This window comes from Pseudomonas sp. 2995-1 (assembly GCF_002742505.1).
Taxonomy (GTDB): Bacteria; Pseudomonadota; Gammaproteobacteria; order Pseudomonadales; family Pseudomonadaceae; genus Aquipseudomonas; species Aquipseudomonas sivasensis.
In genome coordinates this window covers 37,999-55,148 of the sequence record NZ_LJSA01000351.1, presented here as the reverse complement: position 1 = coordinate 55,148, position 17,150 = coordinate 37,999, and the positions used below count along the sequence as shown (strand labels likewise).

Here is a 17,150-nt window from a genome sequence, read left to right as displayed (position 1 = left end):
GGAAGGCGCGGTCTACCGCGCCTTTCCTTTTTTTGTAGGGCGCATGGTCTTTTGTGTGCGCTCGACAATACTTAGGTCGTTAGGGCTATGACTCTCGAGTCGTAGGTCGAACGCCTTTTTTTTGCAGACTGTTGTTCCTGAAATGAAATGCGTGAGGAGAAAGGTATGCTGATTCTGACTCGTCGGTGCGCAGAAAGCCTGATTATCGGTGATGGCGAAATCACCGTGACCGTGCTCGGCGTCAAAGGCAATCAAGTACGTATCGGGGTTAATGCTCCGAAAGAGGTAGCGGTCCACCGCGAGGAAATCTACCTGCGGATCAAGAAAGAGAAGGACGAAGAACCAAGCCTTTAATTTTTATCGTTTTTTATGTTTGCAAACGGGGAGGAACGTGGTTAATATACGCCCCGTGTTGCGGAGAGCTGGCCGAGTGGCCGAAGGCGCTCCCCTGCTAAGGGAGTACACCTCAAAAGGGTGTCGGGGGTTCGAATCCCCCGTTCTCCGCCATTATTTGCTTAGTACGTTGCAATCTGGTTTTTTCGGTAAGTTGTTGAAAATTAACGAAAAAATAGCTTTACATAGAGATTGAACGGCCTATAATGCGCGGCAACAAATGCACTCGTAGCTCAGCTGGATAGAGTACTCGGCTACGAACCGAGCGGTCACAGGTTCGAATCCTGTCGAGTGCACCATTTAAGAGTTAGTTGCAGTAATGCGGTTAACTTGGCTTCAACCAGTTGTGATCTGGTCTAAAAACACAATCTGCACTCGTAGCTCAGCTGGATAGAGTACTCGGCTACGAACCGAGCGGTCACAGGTTCGAATCCTGTCGAGTGCACCATACAAACAAAAAGCCCGCCTAGTGCGGGCTTTTTGCCGTCTGGGGTTTGTGTCGGACTTTATCTTTTTCTCCTTCCTTGTGTGTTTTCCCTTCGCGCCGTGGCGTCGCAGTTCTAAGATGCAGCCAATACTCAGCTTTGGCTCGCAAGCGCTTGTTCTTTCCAGTTTTTTGACATTTAAGATGGTCGGTCGGTGTATCATTGCGCCCGTCAGCCCCGCCGGGGCTTGTGGAATACCTCCATGGACTTACCCAGTAGTTACTCAGTACCCCGCTTTACCAATCATGAATTGACTGATTGATCCTTCCGGCGTGCCCCGCTGCTGGGAGTGGAGTTCGCCTATGACCGAAGTAGAAGTAAAGAAAACACAAGAAAGCCTGCAAGATCGCTTGGCTCAAGTCATTGAGCTGTTGCAGCGCCAGCGCGTGGTCGAAGACCTTACGCATCGCCAGGAAGGTCCAAACCACGACCGCGTCGAAAACCTGGTTCACCGGCAAAACCTCGTCGAATTGCAGCGCAAGCTCGATGATCTGCACTCCGCCGACGTTGCCTACATTCTCGAAGCCTTGCCGCTCGATGATCGACTGACCCTCTGGCAGTTGGTCAAGGCCGACCGCGACGGCGACATCCTGCTCGAAGTATCCGATTCTGTTCGTGAAACCCTGATCGCCGACATGGACGATCACGAGCTCCTGGCTGCGGCCAGGGAAATGGACGCCGACGAACTGGCTGACCTGGCCCCTGAGCTGCCCCGTGATGTTGTCCATGAGCTGATGGAGGCACTCGACGGCCAACAGCGTGAGCGCGTGCGCTCCGCGTTGTCCTATGACGAGGACCAGGTCGGCGCGCTGATGGACTTCGAGATGGTCACCATCCGAGAGGATGTCAGCCTTGAAGTGGTGTTGCGTTACCTGCGTCGTTTGAAAGAGCTGCCGAGTCATACCGACAAACTGTTCGTGGTTGACTACGAAGGCATTCTCAAGGGCGTGCTGCCGATCAAGCGGCTGCTGGTCAATGATCCTGAAAAAAGGGTTGCTGACCTGATGGCCAGCGATACCGTCAGTTTTCATCCGGACGAAGACGCCTACGACGCGGCGCAGGCTTTTGAGCGCTACGACTTGATCTCGGCGCCCGTGGTCGACAAGAACGGCAAGCTGATCGGCCGTCTGACCATCGACGAAATCGTCGACCTTATTCGTGAAGAGAGTGAAACCGAAGTCCTCAACATGGCGGGTTTGCGTGAAGAGGAAGATATTTTTGCGTCGGTCTGGCGTTCGCTGCATAACCGCTGGGCCTGGCTGGCGGTGAACCTGATCACGGCATTTATAGCCTCTCGTGTGATTGGGCTTTTTGAGGGGTCTATCGAAAAACTGGTGGCTTTGGCTGCGTTGATGCCGATTGTGGCAGGTATTGGCGGTAACTCCGGTAATCAGACCATTACTATGATCGTGCGCGCCATGGCGCTGGATCAGGTGAGTACCGCCAACTCTTCGCGCCTGCTGCGCAAGGAGCTGGCAGTGGGTCTGATCAACGGCCTGGTGTGGGGTGGTGTGATTGGTCTGGTGGCTTACTTGCTCTATGGCAGCTGGTCGCTGGGGGTGGTGATGACCGCCGCTATGACGCTCAACTTGCTCCTGGCAGCGCTAATGGGTGTGCTGATCCCCATGACCCTGGCGCGCCTCGGCCGAGATCCAGCCATGGGCGCCAGCGTGATGATCACCGCCATGACCGACAGTGGCGGCTTCTTTATCTTCCTGGGTCTGGCGACGATCTTCCTGCTCTGATCCCTTCCGACGGCGGGGGCAAATTTGCCCCCCAGCCTCGCATTACCTTTCTAAATTCCAGGCAAAAAAAAGCCAGCACATGGCTGGCCTCGGCTTTCAGTTGCAGATCAATTGGCTTCTGCGGCCGCCTCTACGTCGTGCGCGATAAGCGAGACGAGGGCATTTTGCTGGCGATGGGAGAGCTGACGAAAACGCTGCAGCAGTTCGCGTTCATGCAGTGACAGCTCAGGACTATCTAGGCGCATGCTCAACTCGTCACCTAGCGCACCTTCCTGAATAAGGCTCTGTTCCAGGCGCGCGATGATTTCGGAGTTCATGCTGCGGTGATGATTGCGAGCCACCTCGGCAATGCGTTCCCGCATTCCGTCTGGCAGACGTACGACGAACTTGTCAGCCGTACGGCTGGAATAAATTGCCTGTTTCAATGGGCGCATATATTTAACCGGTTAGTTCAGGGGAGCGGTTTTTGGAATTGGCCGCAAGCGATGAGAGTTAAGACAAGACTCACGACCAAAGTTCAACCCGAATTGCAAAGAGGCCGCATCATGCCTCAGATTTGCCAGTTCCTTGGCGTCAATTCTGTGACAAATATTGAACTGCCTAAAGGCTTTATGCCAGCACTGATTTGCATTTTTGCGGACTGGTTGGAAAACTTTTCTGCGAGAGGGGCGCTTGACGATCTTCCCGTAGAACGGGCCGCAACGGGGCATTCGGGCGGCACATCGTATAGCAAAGTGGCCTTTTGCCCCTGCGTTTAAGACTAGTGGCAATTTGCCGATTTACTAGGGCGAGGCGACATAAGGTAGGACGAGGGGGGAGGGGTCAGCGCAAAACCGGGTCGAATTTGATGCGGCGACCCATAACAAGGGTCAGCAGTAGAATGCAGGCGCAGACACCGCTCGCAATCAGTGCGTTGAGTTGAGTGTCCTGGGACTCGGCACCCAAGCCGTAGATGCCAGTGACAGTGGTCAGGCACAGAAAAAGCCAGGCAGTTTTGGTCATGAGCGGTTACCTTAAAAAACCCAGTGTTCGGAGGCCGGGGCGGCCTGAGTGCCTTGAGTCAAGCGTACCGGGGATTGCGCGTTCGGCGTCATGACTGCCAGCTGCGGGCGTTGTTGCAAGTGGTGCGGAACAGCCTGGCTGATCTGTGCTGGGTCATTATCGCCCGCCGACTGAAAATGGAATGTGACCAGCGTAGCCAGAGCGATGGCGTTAAGGGTTAACAAAAGGGCACTGTTCATGATCATGTTCTCCGCTTAACGCCGTGGCTGAAGGGGTGGTATGGGAGAAGTATTGCAGGTGTCGTGCCAATCTATTAATTCAATAAAATCAATGGTTTAGGTCTTGATAAAGATGTCAAAGGCTTGCAATTTGCAATGCTGGCATTTTGGGGGAGTGCATTTTGCACGATTAGCCTGAGTGCCCGTATTTGCGGGTCGAAACCGCGACCTCCGGGGCGCGGATCCTCCTACACTCAAAAAGCCCACGGACGACATGACAAAACCTAACTCGGCCGTTAACATGCACGCCGTCCGTCGCAATGCCCTTGGCCCGACGGCTGTCATTTGTCCCAGTAGCTCAATTGGATAGAGCATCCCCCTCCTAAGGGGAAGGTTGGCCGTTCGAACCGGCCCTGGGACACCAGTTCCAAAGCCCCGCACAGACTATTCTGGGCGGGGCTTTTTTGTGCGTGCTCGGTCTTTTCAAACAACAATCGAACCTTGCCGCCGATCAATGTTCACAGCAGGTGCTGTCGGGTATTTTTCGCGATGGTGTACCTCTTACGACGCCCCGTGTCGTCTGAGCTGTTCAAGCAAATTAATCCCCGGAAACAGCTCATACCGCCTGTCCGGAACCGGCCACCCAGGACTATCATGCCGATAGCCCTGTCTCTCACTGCAAGGAGCCGCTCGGAACGCCGATGCGTCAGATCTGGAAATCTTTTCGAGCCCTTTATTTCGCGTCCTTGATGATGCTGATCGGCTCTGGCCTGCTCAGTACCTACCTGGCCTTGCGTCTGGCGGCCGACCATGTCGACAGCCTATGGGTGGGTGCGCTGATGGCGGCCAACTACTTTGGCCTGGTTTTGGGCGGCAAGATCGGGCACCGCTTGATTGCGAGAGTCGGGCACATCCGTGCCTATGCCACCTGCGCCGGTATCGTCGGCGCGGCGGTGCTGGGCCATGGCCTGATCGACTGGTTGCCGGCCTGGATCGTGCTGCGGATGATCGTCGGCCTCGGAATGATGTGCCAGTACATGGTCATCGAGAGCTGGCTCAATGAGCAGGCGGATGCCAAGCAGAGGGGCGTGGTATTCAGCGGCTATATGATCGCGTCCTACCTTGGGCTGGTGCTGGGTCAATTGATCCTGGTCATGCATCCCCAGCTTGGCCTTGAGTTGCTGATGCTGGTGGCGCTGTGCTTTGCCCTGTGCCTGGTGCCGGTGGCCATGACTCGACGTATTCACCCGGCGGCCTTACACCCCGCGCCGATGGAGCCGCGTTTCTTTATCAAGCGCGTGCCCCAGTCGCTGAGTACAGTGTTGGGTGCGGGGTTGATTGTCGGTTCGTTTTACGGTTTGGCGCCGCTTTATGCGTCCCAGCAGGGGCTCACGACGGAGCAAGTCGGCCTGTTCATGGGTAGCTGCATTTTTGCCGGGCTGCTGGTGCAGTGGCCTCTGGGCTGGTTGTCGGATCGTTATGATAGGGCGCTGTTGATTCGTTGTTTTGCCTTGTGCCTGGCGGTAGCGGCCTTGCCGCTGGCGATCATGACTCAGGTGCCGCTGGAAGTGCTGTTTGTCGCGGGCTTCCTGTGTTCGCTGGTGCAGTTCTGTCTGTACCCGCTGGCGGTGGCGTTTTCCAATGACCATGTGGAAGGCGACCGTCGAGTATCGCTGACTGCCATGCTGCTGGTGACTTATGGCGTTGGTGCGAGTATCGGGCCGTTGCTGGCAGGCGTGATCATGAAGATGTTCGGCAGCCAAATGCTGTATGCCTTCTTCAGCCTGTGTGCGTTGATCCTGGTATGGCGCATCCGGCCGAAGGCGGTGACCAATTTGCATCAGGTGGAGGATGCCCCCCTGCATCACGTGGCGATGCCCGACAGCATGTCGAGTTCGCCGCTGGTGGCCGCGCTTGATCCACGGGTCGATGAGCAAGTGGTGCAGGAGCAGATGCAGAATGTCCCTGATCCTGAGCCTGAGCCGGAAACTGATCCCCAGCCGCCAGTAGATGAGCCAGCCTTTGTCGGGCCGCCGGAACCTCTGGGGCCGGAAGAGCATCCGCATGACTTGAGCAGGGCGCGCCCCTGAAAGTAAAAACGGGCAGATCCCCAAAGGATCTGCCCGTTTTTTTTACCGCGATCTTTAATGATTAAAAATCGTCGTCCTTGTCGAAGCGCCGCGCTTCTCGCTGCAGTTGATACACAAAACGTTCGACTTGGCGCTGCACCAGGCCACTCATATTGTGGAAGCGCACGCCGGCAAAGGTGGTGTTTATCTTCTCTTCGAAGTGCAGGTAACGCAGCTCGACCGAAGTGGTCATGCTGCCAAACGGCAGGGCGGCGATAAAGCGGTCGTAGACCTGGCCCAGTTGCAAGCGTTCGGAGATGTCGCCTTCAAAGCGCAGTTTGCAGCCGGTGGCGGAGATATCGAGCAATTTGCCGTTGACCGGCGCCTTGAGTTTTTCGCCGCCGAGCTCGATGTTCACCAGTTGTGCCAGCTTCAGCGCGGCGCGAAATGCATTGCGGCGTTGATGGTAGACCACCTCGTCCGGCAGGCTGCCGGTGTAGATACGGTGGCCATCTTTTTCGCTGATTTTGAGGTTGCCGGTGCTTTCCCAGGCGACGCGCACGCCGTCGTGGAAGCCTTCGATACGGAAGGGTTCGCCGTTTTCGAGGTGGCGTTCGCCATCACGGGGGATCATTTCGTCCAGCGCCAGCGTGCTGCTGTCACGGTTAACGTCCACCAGATAGCTCTGGAAGCGCTGGCTGCGCTCATGGAAGGTGATGATCAGCGGGTCATGGCTGTCTTGCAGCATCCGCAAGGTGCCTGCGATTTCCAGAGGCGTGGTGAGCACCTTGGGTGGCTGCGGCGCATCTTCCGCATTAAGGGCGTTGAACACGGTTCTTCCATCTCCAGACAAAATACGACTACACGCAAGAACCGGCATTTTGCCAGCATGTGGCGCGCCTTGGATAGGGCGCACAGTAAACTGGCGTCAGGCTTGGCTGCGGGTGCTTGGCTTGACCAGGCGCGAGGTTGATCCCTGGGCGTTATACAGTGCCGGCGGCTCTCCGCCGTGGAGTATGCGCAACTGGTTGGCAGTCGTGGCTTGCTGAAGCTGGATCGACTGACCGTTAAGCAGGTTGGCTTCCTGGCACTGGGCGAGCAATTGGTTGAGTTCTTTGCTCTGGCTCAGGAGCTGATCGCCGACCGAGGAGTGGCTGGCCAGTTGCGCCAAGCCGTCGTGGTCTGCCGGCAGGCCAAGGCTGATCAGGATCTGGCTGCGTTTTTTGCCGTGCTGTTCCAAGAGGACAATCAGCGACTGTTTGCGCGCCAGAATTTCTTCCAGCAACGGCATATCCCGGCCGTAAAGGGCCAGTGATTCCTCTCTTAGCAGCTCCAGCAATTGTTGCGTCGGCGCTAGATCATCAATGATCAGTTGCAGCAAATGTTCGTCGTGATGCATGGCTGGCCTTGGGTTTTAAGCGTCCAAAAGCCCTGCGCAGGCCTTTGCCTAGCGCTCGGCTTCGAAATTAAGCAGCTTGCTGGCTACACGGTTGCTGTCGACTTTATAGCTGCCATCGGCGATTGCCTGTTTCAATTCGGCCACACGGGCTTTATTGACCACGGGTTGATCGCGCAGCGAGTCAGTGACCTTCTGCAACTGTTGAGCCTCATTGCTCAGGTGTACGGATTCCCCGCTCTGGCTGGCCTGTTCTGCCTTGACGGGCAGCGCCGGGGCCTTGGCTTCTACGCTGTCCTTGGTGCTGGTGGTGCGCGTAGTGCCTGACGTCGTCGGGGCGTTATTCAAACGGCTGAAATCGATGACCATGATAAAAAAACCTCTGGGTATTTGGACGCTTGCCATGTTTTCGGCCATACCCGGACAAACTTTAGGCGCGAATGACAATAAATCTCCGCACGGGACTTCTCGTGCACAGTGTAGGAAAACCCAGCGTCCTGTACCAGTAATCTATAAAGCGACCTCGACTTGCCCTGGGGCTGTCACCCGCGCCTTGATCACGCGGTTGGAGTTGAGGTTCTTGACTCGAATCTGTTCGCTCATGCCGCCGTTGGACAGTGCTTCGCCAGGCATTTTCACATTCAATCCCCCGCTGCTCGCGGAAATCACCACCTGATCGCCCTTGCGAATGACCTCGGCCTGTTCCAGATGCACCAGCGTAATCACCTGATCGGTGACCACTGGTCGGGTCAATTTCTGCCCGATGGCCTGGTCCACTGATGTGAGATAGCCCTGGTTGATCAGGCTGATGTCGCGTTCACGCAGCACAACGTCTTCAAAACCAATGATGCCGGTGCGTTTCAGCGGTCGGGCCACCACCACTACATCGCGGAATAGCTTGACCTGTGCCGGCACAAACACCGTCCAGGGCGAGGCGCCATCGCAGCGCACCCGCACCGTCACGCGGCCGATAGGCTGAGCAGGGCTTTCCAGGGTCGCTGTCAATTCCTTGTCGCACATAGGCATGCGCAGGCGCGGGTCCAACTGGTTGACCTGGATTTCATAACGCCCCGGTGTCTGGGTGGTCGCCAGATAATCTTCTACAGTGAACTCAAGAAAGCCCTGAGTGACGCCGATAAGTAGATCAGGCAAGGTGACGTTATCTGCGCGGGCCGTGGCGCCGAGGCAGAAAGCAAGCAATGCCACCGAGGCGCAGAGCAATCTGCGGTACTGTGGGAATCGAAGGCGTCGGGAAACTGTCGTTTTAATATCCATGGCCAATAAATAGCAAAGCTCGTGCCGTTTAGTGTTGGGTGCGCGTCGCACCTTCAAGGTTTTAGCGTAGGAGTCTGGGCATGGCAGGAGTAATGGATTCAGTAAACCAGCGCACACAGCTGGTAGGGCAGAATCGCCTGGAGTTGTTGCTTTTTCGCCTGGATGGCAAACAGCTGTACGGCATCAATGTGTTCAAGGTGCGGGAAGTGCTGCAATGTCCCAAGCTGACGATCATGCCCAAGTCCAGCCCTGTGGTGTGTGGCGTAGCCAACATCCGTGGCGCGACCATCCCGATTCTTGACCTGGCCCTGGCCACCGGTTCGGCTGGCCTGCAGGACCGCGAGAGCCCGTTCGTAATCATCACCGAGTACAACACCAAGACCCAGGGTTTCCTGGTTCGCTCGGTGGAGCGCATCGTCAACATGAACTGGGAAGAGATTCATCCGCCGCCCAAGGGCACTGGCCGCGACCACTACCTCACGGCGGTGACGCGGGTCGATAATCAGTTGGTGGAAATCATCGACGTGGAGAAGATCCTCGCCGAAGTTGCGCCGACCTCGGAATCGATTTCCGTGGGCGTGGTGGATGCCGAAACGGCGCATAAGGCGGTCTCGCTGCGTGTGCTCACGGTGGATGACTCCTCGGTGGCACGCAAGCAGGTGACCCGTTGCCTGCAAACCGTCGGCGTGGAAGTGGTGGCGCTTAATGATGGTCGCCAGGCGCTGGATTACCTGCGCAAGCTGGTGGATGAAGGCAAGAAACCGGAAGAAGAATTCTTGATGATGATCTCCGACATCGAGATGCCGGAAATGGACGGCTACACCCTCACGGCTGAGATACGCAGCGATCCACGCATGCAAAAATTGCATATCATCCTGCATACTTCGTTGTCGGGCGTATTCAATCAGGCGATGGTCAAGAAGGTCGGTGCCGATGACTTCCTGGCCAAATTCCGTCCTGATGACCTGGCATCCCGGGTAGTCGACCGGATCAAGGCAGCAGATCACAGCTAAGGGCTTGTTGCCCTGGCGGTCTTACGATTTTAGAGGCGGTATCAGTGTCTACGGGTAATTTGGATTTTGAACAGTTCCGGGTCTTCCTGGAAAAAGCCTGTGGCATATTGCTCGGTGAAAACAAGCAATACCTGGTATCCAGCCGTCTTAACAAACTGATGGAGCAGCAGGGCATCAAGTCCCTGGGCGAGTTGGTTCAACGGATCCAGGGGCAGCCGCGCAGTGGTCTCAAAGAAATGGTGGTCGATGCCATGACCACCAACGAAACCCTTTGGTTTCGTGATACGTACCCCTTTGAAGTGCTCAAGAGCAAAGTGCTGCCGGAGGCTATCAAGGCCAGCCCGGGCCAGCGTCTGCGCATCTGGTCGGCAGCCTGCTCCTCGGGGCAGGAACCGTACTCTATCTCGATGTCCATTGATGAGTTCGAGCGGACAAACATGGGTCAGTTGAAGGCCGGGGCACAAATTGTTGCCACTGACCTGTCCGGCACCATGCTCACTAATTGCAAGACCGGCGAGTACGACAGCCTGGCTCTGGGACGTGGGTTGTCCCAGGAACGCCTGCAACGTTACTTCGACCCGAAAGGGGCGGGGCGTTGGGCGATCAAGGCGCCAATCAAGAGCCGCGTTGAGTTCCGCTCGTTCAACCTGCTTGATAGCTACGCCAGCCTCGGCAAGTTCGACATGGTGTTTTGCCGCAACGTGCTGATCTACTTTTCGGCCGAAGTGAAGAAAGACATCCTCTTGCGCATCCACGGCACCCTCAAGCGTGGCGGTTACTTGTTCCTCGGTGCTTCCGAGGCGCTCAATGGCCTGCCGGATCATTTCCAGATGGTGCAGTGCAGCCCTGGGATCATCTACCAGGCCAAGTAATAAAGCGTACGCGGTCAAGAATGTGGGAGGGGGCTTGCCCCCGATAACGGTGGTTCAGTTGATGCATCTATCACTGATACACCGCTATCGGGGGCAAGCCCCCTCCCACATTTTTTTTGTGCGGCAATCCTCAGGATAGCGGCAAGCCGGATTGCCGCTTTACTGGCGCTACGCGGAGACCCGTTGCCGCTTTTCTGGCATTGCCGCCGGCAATATTCCCGTAAACCCTTGATTCATGGGCTTTTCAGAAACTGGCATGCGCTTTGCTACAACCCAGTTAACGAACAGCAGGTCAGCCTAAAGGTTTCCGCCATGAGCATCAGCTTCGATAAAGCGCTCGGTATCCACGAAAAAGCCCTGGGCTTCCGCGCCCAGCGTGCTGAAGTCCTGGCCAACAACATTGCCAACGCCGATACCCCGAACTACAAGGCTCGGGACCTGGACTTCTCCGCCGTGCTTGCCGCACAGCAGGACAAGGCCAAGAACGGCACCTTCGCCTTGAACATGACCAACAACCGTCATATCGAAGCACAAGGCCTGAGCAGTGGTGACGAGTCGCTGCTGTATCGCACGCCGATGCAGCCGTCGATCGACCAGAACACCGTCGACGCCCAGCTGGAGCAATCGGCCTACGCCGAGAACTCGGTGAACTTCCAAGCCAGCTTTACGCTGCTCAACAGCAAATTCAAAGGGCTGATGTCGGCCCTTCGTGGAGAGTAAGCCATGTCCCTGTCCAGTGTTTTCAATATTGCCGGTAGTGGCATGAGCGCCCAGACCACGCGTCTCAACACCGTCGCCAGTAACATCGCCAACGCCGAGACTGTGTCTTCGAGCATTGACCAGACCTACCGTGCGCGTCACCCGGTCTTCGCCACCATGTTCCAGGGCGGCCAGAACGGCGGCAGCGATTCGTTGTTCCAGGAGCAGGGCGCAGCAGGCTCTGGCGTGCAGGTGCTCGGCGTGGTCGAAGACCAGAGCAACCTCGAAGCCCGCTATGAGCCGAACCACCCGGCTGCGAACGAAAAAGGCTACGTGTACTACCCGAACGTCAACGTGGTCGAGGAAATGGCCGACATGATTTCCGCCAGCCGATCGTTCCAGACCAATGCGGAAATGATGAACACCGCCAAAACCATGATGCAGAAGGTCCTGACCCTGGGTCAGTGATAAGGGGCGCCAAATAATGGCCATCGTTGATACGTCTACTAATTCGGCAGTCCAGGACCTTTTCAATTCCAAGGTCAGCACTGCAACAAACAATGTCGCGAGTACGGCTGCTGCTGCTACCGGCAATCAGTCGTTGGGTAAAGATGCATTCCTGCAGCTGCTCGTCACCCAGCTGAAAAACCAGGACCCGCTGTCGCCTCAGGACAACGGTGCATTTGTGGCCCAACTGGCCCAGTTCAGCAGCCTGGAAGGCATCAACACCCTCAACGACTCGGTGAATGCAATCTCCAGCAACTTCAGCTCCTCCCAGGCGCTGCAGGCTTCGTCGCTGGTTGGGCGTTCGATCATCACCCAGACCGACAAGGCCCTGGTGGATACGAGCAAGAGCATGAACGGTTCGGTAGCTGTGACTGCAGCCACCGGCAACGTCGCCATCAAGATCACAGACAAAGATGGCAACTTGGTGCGCACCATTGATATGGGTGCCCAGAGCGCCGGCACTGCGAGCTTCATCTGGGATGGCAAGAACGATGCGGGTGAGGTGGCTCCAGCGGGCACCTACACCTTCGCGGCCACGACCAAGAATGACGCGGGCGATTCAGTGGCCCTGGCCACTTCGTTGCCGGCAACGGTGACCAGCGTGACTTTGAGCAAGACCGGTGGCGAGATGCTGCTGAACCTTGCGGGTGGCATGGGCAGCGTCAAGCTGTCGCAAATTCAGACTATCGGTACATAGAGCCGGCTAACTACGGCAGAGGGAGAGAAACATGTCTTTTAATATCGGCCTTAGCGGCCTCTATGCGGCCAACAAACAATTGGACGTGACTGGCAACAACATCGCCAACGTCGCGACCACTGGCTTCAAGTCGTCCCGTGCGGAATTCGCCGACATCTACGCCGCGTCCAAATTGGGCACCGGCCAGAACAGCATCGGCAATGGTGTGAACCTGGCGGCGGTGTCCCAGCAGTTCACCCAAGGTGACGTCAACAACAGCGGCGGCGTGCTGGACATGGCGATCCAGGGCGGTGGCTTCTTCGTGCAGAAGGGCAGCGACGGTTCGCTGGAATACACCCGTAGTGGTGCGTTCCGTGCCGACAAAGACGGCTATATCACCAACAACACCGGCACCTCGCGCCTGCAAGGCTACGCAGCGGATGAAGACGGCAAGATCATCAAGGGTGGCTTGACCGACCTGCAACTGAACTTGTCTTACCTGCCGCCGAAGGCGTCCACCAAAGTGGATTCCACCAGTAACCTGAACTCGTCGGAGCCGGTGATCAATCAGACCGACAAGCCGTTCAACCCAAGCGACACCACCACCTTTACCACTCAGTACAGCACCACCTTGTACGACTCCCAAGGCAACTCGCACGCCATGGTGCAGTACATGGTGAAAACCGACGCCAACGAATGGAATGCCTACACGTTGATCGATGGTCGTAACCTGGATGGTTCCAAGCCGACAACGACCGGCACCACTGCACCTGTGCCATCGACCATCACTTTTGATGGTGCCGGTAAGCTTAAAGATGTTGTTACCGGTGGCGTGAGCAGCAAGACATTGACGCTCACTGGCTGGGTTCCAGGATCGGTGACCGATGGCAATTGGACGCCAAACGAAGCGACCGCCGGGCCAATTGCCGTGAATATGGGCAATATCACCCAGTACAACTCTGCCAGCTACCGCAACCCACCGACTACCGACGGCTACGCCACCGGCCAGATCACCGGCCTGAAAATCGACGGCAACGGCGTCATGTTCGCCACGTTCAGCAATCAGCAGAGCAAGGCCATTGGCCAGATCTCCCTGGCCAGCTTCAACAACGAACAGGGCCTGCAGCCTGCGGGCAGTACCGCTTGGAGAGAGACCTTCTCCTCGGGCCAGCCGGGTTACGACACCCCGCAATCCGGGACCCTGGGTTCGATTGTGGCCAACTCCCTGGAGAACTCCAACGTCAACCTGACCAACGAGCTGGTAGACCTGATCAAGGCCCAGAGCAACTATCAGGCGAACGCCAAGACCATCTCCACCCAGAGCACCATCATGCAGACCATCATTCAGATGACCTGATGCGGTAATGCTCCACAAGAAGCCCCTCGTGAGAGGGGCTTTTTTGTGGATGTAAGAAAAGTGTGTTTGAAACGGTCCCCACGCGTGAGAGCGATCAAACCGCAGGCAAAAGAAAACCCCCGACCAGCCCAGAGGGTTGATCGGGGGTTTCGAGTAAGCGCTGTTGGGCGCTTACCTGCTCAGCTTATTGGCAAGCTTCGCAATCCGGCTCATCAATCGCGCAGGCCTTTGGCACGGGTGCCGGACCGGCTGGAGCCGCGAGTACCGAGTCATCACCATGGTTGCCGCTGGATACAGCGTTCAGCTTACCGGTGTTGATGGTCGACTTCTCGGTGCTGGTTGCGGCCAGGGCACGGAGGTAGTAAGTGGTTTTCAGGCCACGGTACCAAGCCATGCGGTAGGTCACGTCCAGCTTCTTGCCCGAAGCGCCAGCGATGTACAGGTTCAGGGACTGAGCCTGGTCGATCCACTTCTGACGACGGCTGGCGGCGTCAACGATCCACTTGGTGTCCACTTCGAAGGCGGTCGCATAGAGCTCTTTGAGTTCTTGCGGGATGCGCTCGATCTGCTGCACGGAACCGTCGTAGTACTTCAGGTCGTTGATCATGACCGAGTCCCACAGGTCGCGAGCCTTGAGGTCGCGAACCAGGTACGGGTTGATCACGGTGAATTCGCCCGACAGGTTCGATTTCACATACAGGTTCTGGTAGGTCGGTTCGATCGACTGGGACACGCCGGTGATGTTGGCGATGGTCGCGGTCGGTGCGATGGCCATGATGTTGGAGTTACGAATACCTTTTTGCACGCGGGCACGTACCGGCGCCCAGTCCAGGGATTCTTCCAGGTCAACATCAATGTACTTCTGGCCACGTTGCTCGATCAGGATCTGTTGCGAGTCCAGCGGCAGGATGCCTTTGGACCACAGCGAACCCTGGAACGTCTCGTAGGCACCGCGCTCGTCGGCCAGGTCGCAGGAAGCCTGGATCGCGTAGTAGCTGACCGCTTCCATGGACTTGTCGGCGAACTCGACCGCTGCATCCGAACCGTAAGGGATGTGCTGCAGGTACAGCGCGTCCTGGAAGCCCATGATGCCCAGGCCAACCGGGCGGTGCTTGAAGTTGGAGTTCTGCGCCTGTGGCACCGAGTAGTAGTTGATGTCGATTACGTTATCGAGCATGCGAACTGCGGTGTTGACGGTGCGCTCCAGCTTGGCAGTGTCCAGCTTGCCGTTGACGATGTGGTTCGGCAGATTGATCGAACCCAGGTTGCAAACGGCGATCTCGTCCTTGTTGGTGTTCAAGGTGATCTCGGTGCACAGGTTCGAGCTGTGAACCACGCCCACGTGCTGCTGCGGGCTGCGCAGGTTGCATGGGTCCTTGAAGGTCAGCCATGGGTGGCCGGTTTCGAACAGCATGGACAGCATCTTGCGCCACAGGTCTTTGGCCTGGATGGTCTTGAACAGCTTGATCTTGCCTGGGTACTGGGACAGGGCTTCGTAATACTCGTAGCGTTCTTCGAAAGCCTTGCCGGTCAGGTCGTGCAGGTCCGGCACTTCGGATGGCGAGAACAGGGTCCACGGGCCGTCATCGAAGACACGCTTCATGAACAGGTCAGGGATCCAGTTGGCGGTGTTCATGTCGTGGGTACGACGACGATCATCACCTGTGTTCTTGCGCAGCTCGATGAACTCTTCAATGTCCATGTGCCAGGTTTCCAGGTAGGCACACACAGCGCCTTTGCGCTTGCCGCCCTGGTTGACCGCTACCGCGGTGTCGTTCACGACTTTCAGGAACGGTACGACGCCCTGGGACTTGCCGTTGGTGCCCTTGATGTACGAACCCAAGGCCCGCACCGGAGTCCAGTCGTTGCCCAGGCCGCCTGCGAATTTGGACAACATGGCGTTGTCGTGGATCGCGTGGTAGATACCCGACAGGTCATCCGGCACGGTGGTCAGGTAGCAGCTCGACAGCTGTGGACGCAGGGTGCCGGCGTTGAACAGCGTCGGGGTCGACGACATGTAGTCGAAGGACGACAGCAGGTTGTAGAACTCGATCGCACGGTCTTCTTTGTGCTTCTCTTCAATCGCCAGGCCCATGGCCACGCGCATGAAGAACACTTGCGGCAGTTCGAAGCGGATACCGTCCTTGTGGATGAAGTAACGGTCGTACAGGGTTTGCAGGCCCAGGTAAGTGAACTGCTGGTCGCGCTCGTGATTGATCGCCTTGCCGAGTTTTTCCAGGTCGAAAGTGGCCAGGATTGGGTTCAGCAATTCGAACTCGATACCCTTGGCGACGTAGGCAGGCAGGGCCTTGGCATACAGGTCGGCCATTTCGTGGTGGGTGGCGCTGTCGGCCACGCCCAGGAAGCCCAGGCCTTCGGCACGCAGGGTGTCCATCAGCAGGCGCGCGGTCACGAACGAGTAGTTCGGCTCGCGTTCAACCAAGGTACGGGCGGTCATCACCAGGGCGGTGTTGACGTCGGTCAGGGCCACGCCGTCGTACAGGTTCTTCAGGGTTTCGCGCTGGATCAGGTCACCGTCGACTTCTTCCAGGCCTTCGCAGGCCTCGGTGATGATGGTGTTCAGGCGGCCCAGGTCCAGCGGTGCAAACGTACCGTCGGCCAGGGTGATGCGGATCGACGGGTGAGCTTGTACGGCGGCTTCTTCGGCCGGGGAGCGCACGGCGCGCTCTTTGGAGCGGGCGTCACGGTAGATCACGTAGTCGCGCGCAACTTTTTGCTCGCCGGCACGCATCAGGGCCAGTTCGACCTGGTCCTGGATTTCTTCGATGTGGATAGTGCCGCCCGACGGCATACGACGTTTGAAGGTCGCGGTGACTTGTTCGGTCAGGCGGGCAACGGTGTCGTGGATGCGCGACGAAGCGGCAGCGGTGCCGCCTTCAACTGCAAGAAACGCTTTGGTGATGGCGACGGTGATTTTGTCATCGGTGTAAGGAACGACAGTGCCGTTACGCTTGATCACGCGCAGTTGCCCTGGTGCAGTGGCGGACAGATCCATATTCGAATCTGCTGCCAGCGGCACGGAGCCCTGCGGGTTCTCGCGAGTTGTGTCGGTTTGCATGGGGGGTTGTCTCCACATTCTATATTTATTTGGGCACCATCACGGTGCCCACCGTTCCGTCCTGAAGCACTTACAGCAGGCGTTGGCCTGGCATAACAACTTCGGGACAGGAGGAAGGGGGGCTGTTCGCGCCGCTTCCATGCCGAAGTCTTCGGTTCGGGGCTTTAATGCCCTTGGCCGTATTCCTGGTGGGTGACAGTTGCCAGGTTCAAGCACTGCAACACCCGTACCGTTTTCTGCTATTGGAGCTTGAAAACGGCTGCCATCCGCTTGAGCGGTTTGGGCTTTCAAAAAATGCTTGGGTTCGACCAAACAGGAGCAAGAAAGGGCTTGAGTTTCTTGTCTGACTTGTGTTGGGTCTTTT

General features: G+C 57.1%; 17 protein-coding genes and 4 tRNA genes. 13 read left to right on the top strand and 8 right to left on the bottom strand.

The genetic code is table 11. The annotated features are described in order from the left end of the window. Window positions 1-165 precede the first annotated feature (165 nt). The 5 genes from csrA to mgtE all read left to right on the top strand — a co-directional run bounded on the left by csrA (window position 166) and on the right by mgtE (window position 2,623). The gene (gene csrA, locus AOA61_RS13915; RefSeq protein WP_003175645.1) at window positions 166-354 is read left to right on the top strand and encodes a carbon storage regulator CsrA; all 189 of its coding nucleotides are present in this window, start codon (window positions 166-168) and stop codon (window positions 352-354) included. A 62-nt stretch (window positions 355-416) separates the two neighbouring features. Continuing rightward, window positions 417-507: transfer RNA gene (locus AOA61_RS13910), tRNA-Ser, on the top strand. Between the two features lie 108 nt (window positions 508-615). Continuing rightward, window positions 616-692, top strand: a tRNA-Arg gene (locus AOA61_RS13905). A 72-nt stretch (window positions 693-764) separates the two neighbouring features. After that, window positions 765-841 (top strand) — tRNA-Arg (locus AOA61_RS13900). A 339-nt stretch (window positions 842-1,180) separates the two neighbouring features. Beyond that, the gene (gene mgtE, locus AOA61_RS13895; RefSeq protein ID WP_032886762.1) at window positions 1,181-2,623 is read left to right on the top strand and encodes a magnesium transporter; all 1,443 of its coding nucleotides are present in this window, start codon (window positions 1,181-1,183) and stop codon (window positions 2,621-2,623) included. A gap of 107 nt (window positions 2,624-2,730) precedes the next feature. On the opposite strand, the gene AOA61_RS13890 is transcribed toward mgtE, so the two are convergent. The 3 genes from AOA61_RS13890 to AOA61_RS13875 form a co-directional block, all read right to left on the bottom strand. Continuing rightward, entirely contained in the window at window positions 2,731-3,057 is a 327-nt protein-coding gene (locus AOA61_RS13890; RefSeq protein ID WP_003175643.1) for an Arc family DNA-binding protein, read from the bottom strand. 388 nt (window positions 3,058-3,445) lie between these two features. Next, window positions 3,446-3,625: a PA3371 family protein gene (locus AOA61_RS13880; protein ID WP_032886763.1), complete on the bottom strand. Its 180-nt coding sequence runs from the start codon at window positions 3,623-3,625 to the stop codon at window positions 3,446-3,448. An 11-nt stretch (window positions 3,626-3,636) separates the two neighbouring features. Then, window positions 3,637-3,864, bottom strand: a complete 228-nt coding sequence (locus tag AOA61_RS13875) for a hypothetical protein (protein ID WP_032886764.1) — start codon at window positions 3,862-3,864, stop codon at window positions 3,637-3,639. 326 nt (window positions 3,865-4,190) lie between these two features. Between AOA61_RS13875 and AOA61_RS13870 the strand changes: the two genes are divergently transcribed. Continuing rightward, window positions 4,191-4,267 (top strand) — tRNA-Arg (locus AOA61_RS13870). A 277-nt stretch (window positions 4,268-4,544) separates the two neighbouring features. After that, window positions 4,545-5,933: an MFS transporter gene (locus AOA61_RS13865; RefSeq protein WP_095185681.1), complete on the top strand. Its 1,389-nt coding sequence runs from the start codon at window positions 4,545-4,547 to the stop codon at window positions 5,931-5,933. Window positions 5,934-5,994: 61 nt separating this feature from the next. Here AOA61_RS13865 and AOA61_RS13860 read toward each other — a convergent pair whose 3' ends face one another. The 4 genes from AOA61_RS13860 to flgA form a co-directional block, all read right to left on the bottom strand. Beyond that, window positions 5,995-6,744, bottom strand: coding sequence for a flagellar brake protein (locus AOA61_RS13860; protein WP_032886767.1), 750 nt, complete (start codon window positions 6,742-6,744; stop codon window positions 5,995-5,997). Window positions 6,745-6,840: 96 nt separating this feature from the next. Beyond that, a complete protein-coding gene (locus AOA61_RS13855; protein ID WP_032886768.1) occupies window positions 6,841-7,311 on the bottom strand; it encodes a flagella synthesis protein FlgN in 471 nt (156 codons plus the stop codon). A gap of 48 nt (window positions 7,312-7,359) precedes the next feature. Then, complete coding sequence (gene flgM, locus AOA61_RS13850; protein ID WP_032886769.1) at window positions 7,360-7,677, bottom strand: flagellar biosynthesis anti-sigma factor FlgM; 318 nt, start codon at window positions 7,675-7,677, stop codon at window positions 7,360-7,362. Between the two features lie 141 nt (window positions 7,678-7,818). Further along, window positions 7,819-8,583 (bottom strand): flagellar basal body P-ring formation chaperone FlgA, encoded by a 765-nt coding sequence (gene flgA / locus AOA61_RS13845; protein ID WP_099601981.1) that lies wholly within the window; start codon window positions 8,581-8,583, stop codon window positions 7,819-7,821. An 80-nt stretch (window positions 8,584-8,663) separates the two neighbouring features. Between flgA and AOA61_RS13840 the strand changes: the two genes are divergently transcribed. The 6 genes from AOA61_RS13840 (at window position 8,664) to flgE (ending at window position 13,707) form a co-directional block, all read left to right on the top strand. Further along, a complete protein-coding gene (locus tag AOA61_RS13840) occupies window positions 8,664-9,596 on the top strand; it encodes a chemotaxis protein CheV (RefSeq protein WP_095185679.1) in 933 nt (310 codons plus the stop codon). A gap of 44 nt (window positions 9,597-9,640) precedes the next feature. After that, complete coding sequence (cheR, locus tag AOA61_RS13835; RefSeq protein ID WP_032886774.1) at window positions 9,641-10,468, top strand: protein-glutamate O-methyltransferase CheR; 828 nt, start codon at window positions 9,641-9,643, stop codon at window positions 10,466-10,468. Window positions 10,469-10,780: 312 nt separating this feature from the next. Then, entirely contained in the window at window positions 10,781-11,188 is a 408-nt protein-coding gene (gene flgB / locus AOA61_RS13830; protein ID WP_099601980.1) for a flagellar basal body rod protein FlgB, read from the top strand. A gap of 3 nt (window positions 11,189-11,191) precedes the next feature. Then, a complete protein-coding gene (gene flgC, locus AOA61_RS13825) occupies window positions 11,192-11,635 on the top strand; it encodes a flagellar basal body rod protein FlgC (RefSeq protein ID WP_032886776.1) in 444 nt (147 codons plus the stop codon). A 16-nt stretch (window positions 11,636-11,651) separates the two neighbouring features. Further along, the gene (gene flgD, locus AOA61_RS13820) at window positions 11,652-12,371 is read left to right on the top strand and encodes a flagellar hook assembly protein FlgD (RefSeq protein WP_032886778.1); all 720 of its coding nucleotides are present in this window, start codon (window positions 11,652-11,654) and stop codon (window positions 12,369-12,371) included. A gap of 31 nt (window positions 12,372-12,402) precedes the next feature. Then, window positions 12,403-13,707, top strand: coding sequence for a flagellar hook protein FlgE (gene flgE, locus AOA61_RS13815; protein WP_032886780.1), 1,305 nt, complete (start codon window positions 12,403-12,405; stop codon window positions 13,705-13,707). Between the two features lie 184 nt (window positions 13,708-13,891). On the opposite strand, the gene AOA61_RS13810 is transcribed toward flgE, so the two are convergent. Beyond that, the gene (locus AOA61_RS13810) at window positions 13,892-16,786 is read right to left on the bottom strand and encodes a ribonucleoside-diphosphate reductase subunit alpha (protein WP_032886782.1); all 2,895 of its coding nucleotides are present in this window, start codon (window positions 16,784-16,786) and stop codon (window positions 13,892-13,894) included. Window positions 16,787-17,150 lie beyond the last annotated feature (364 nt).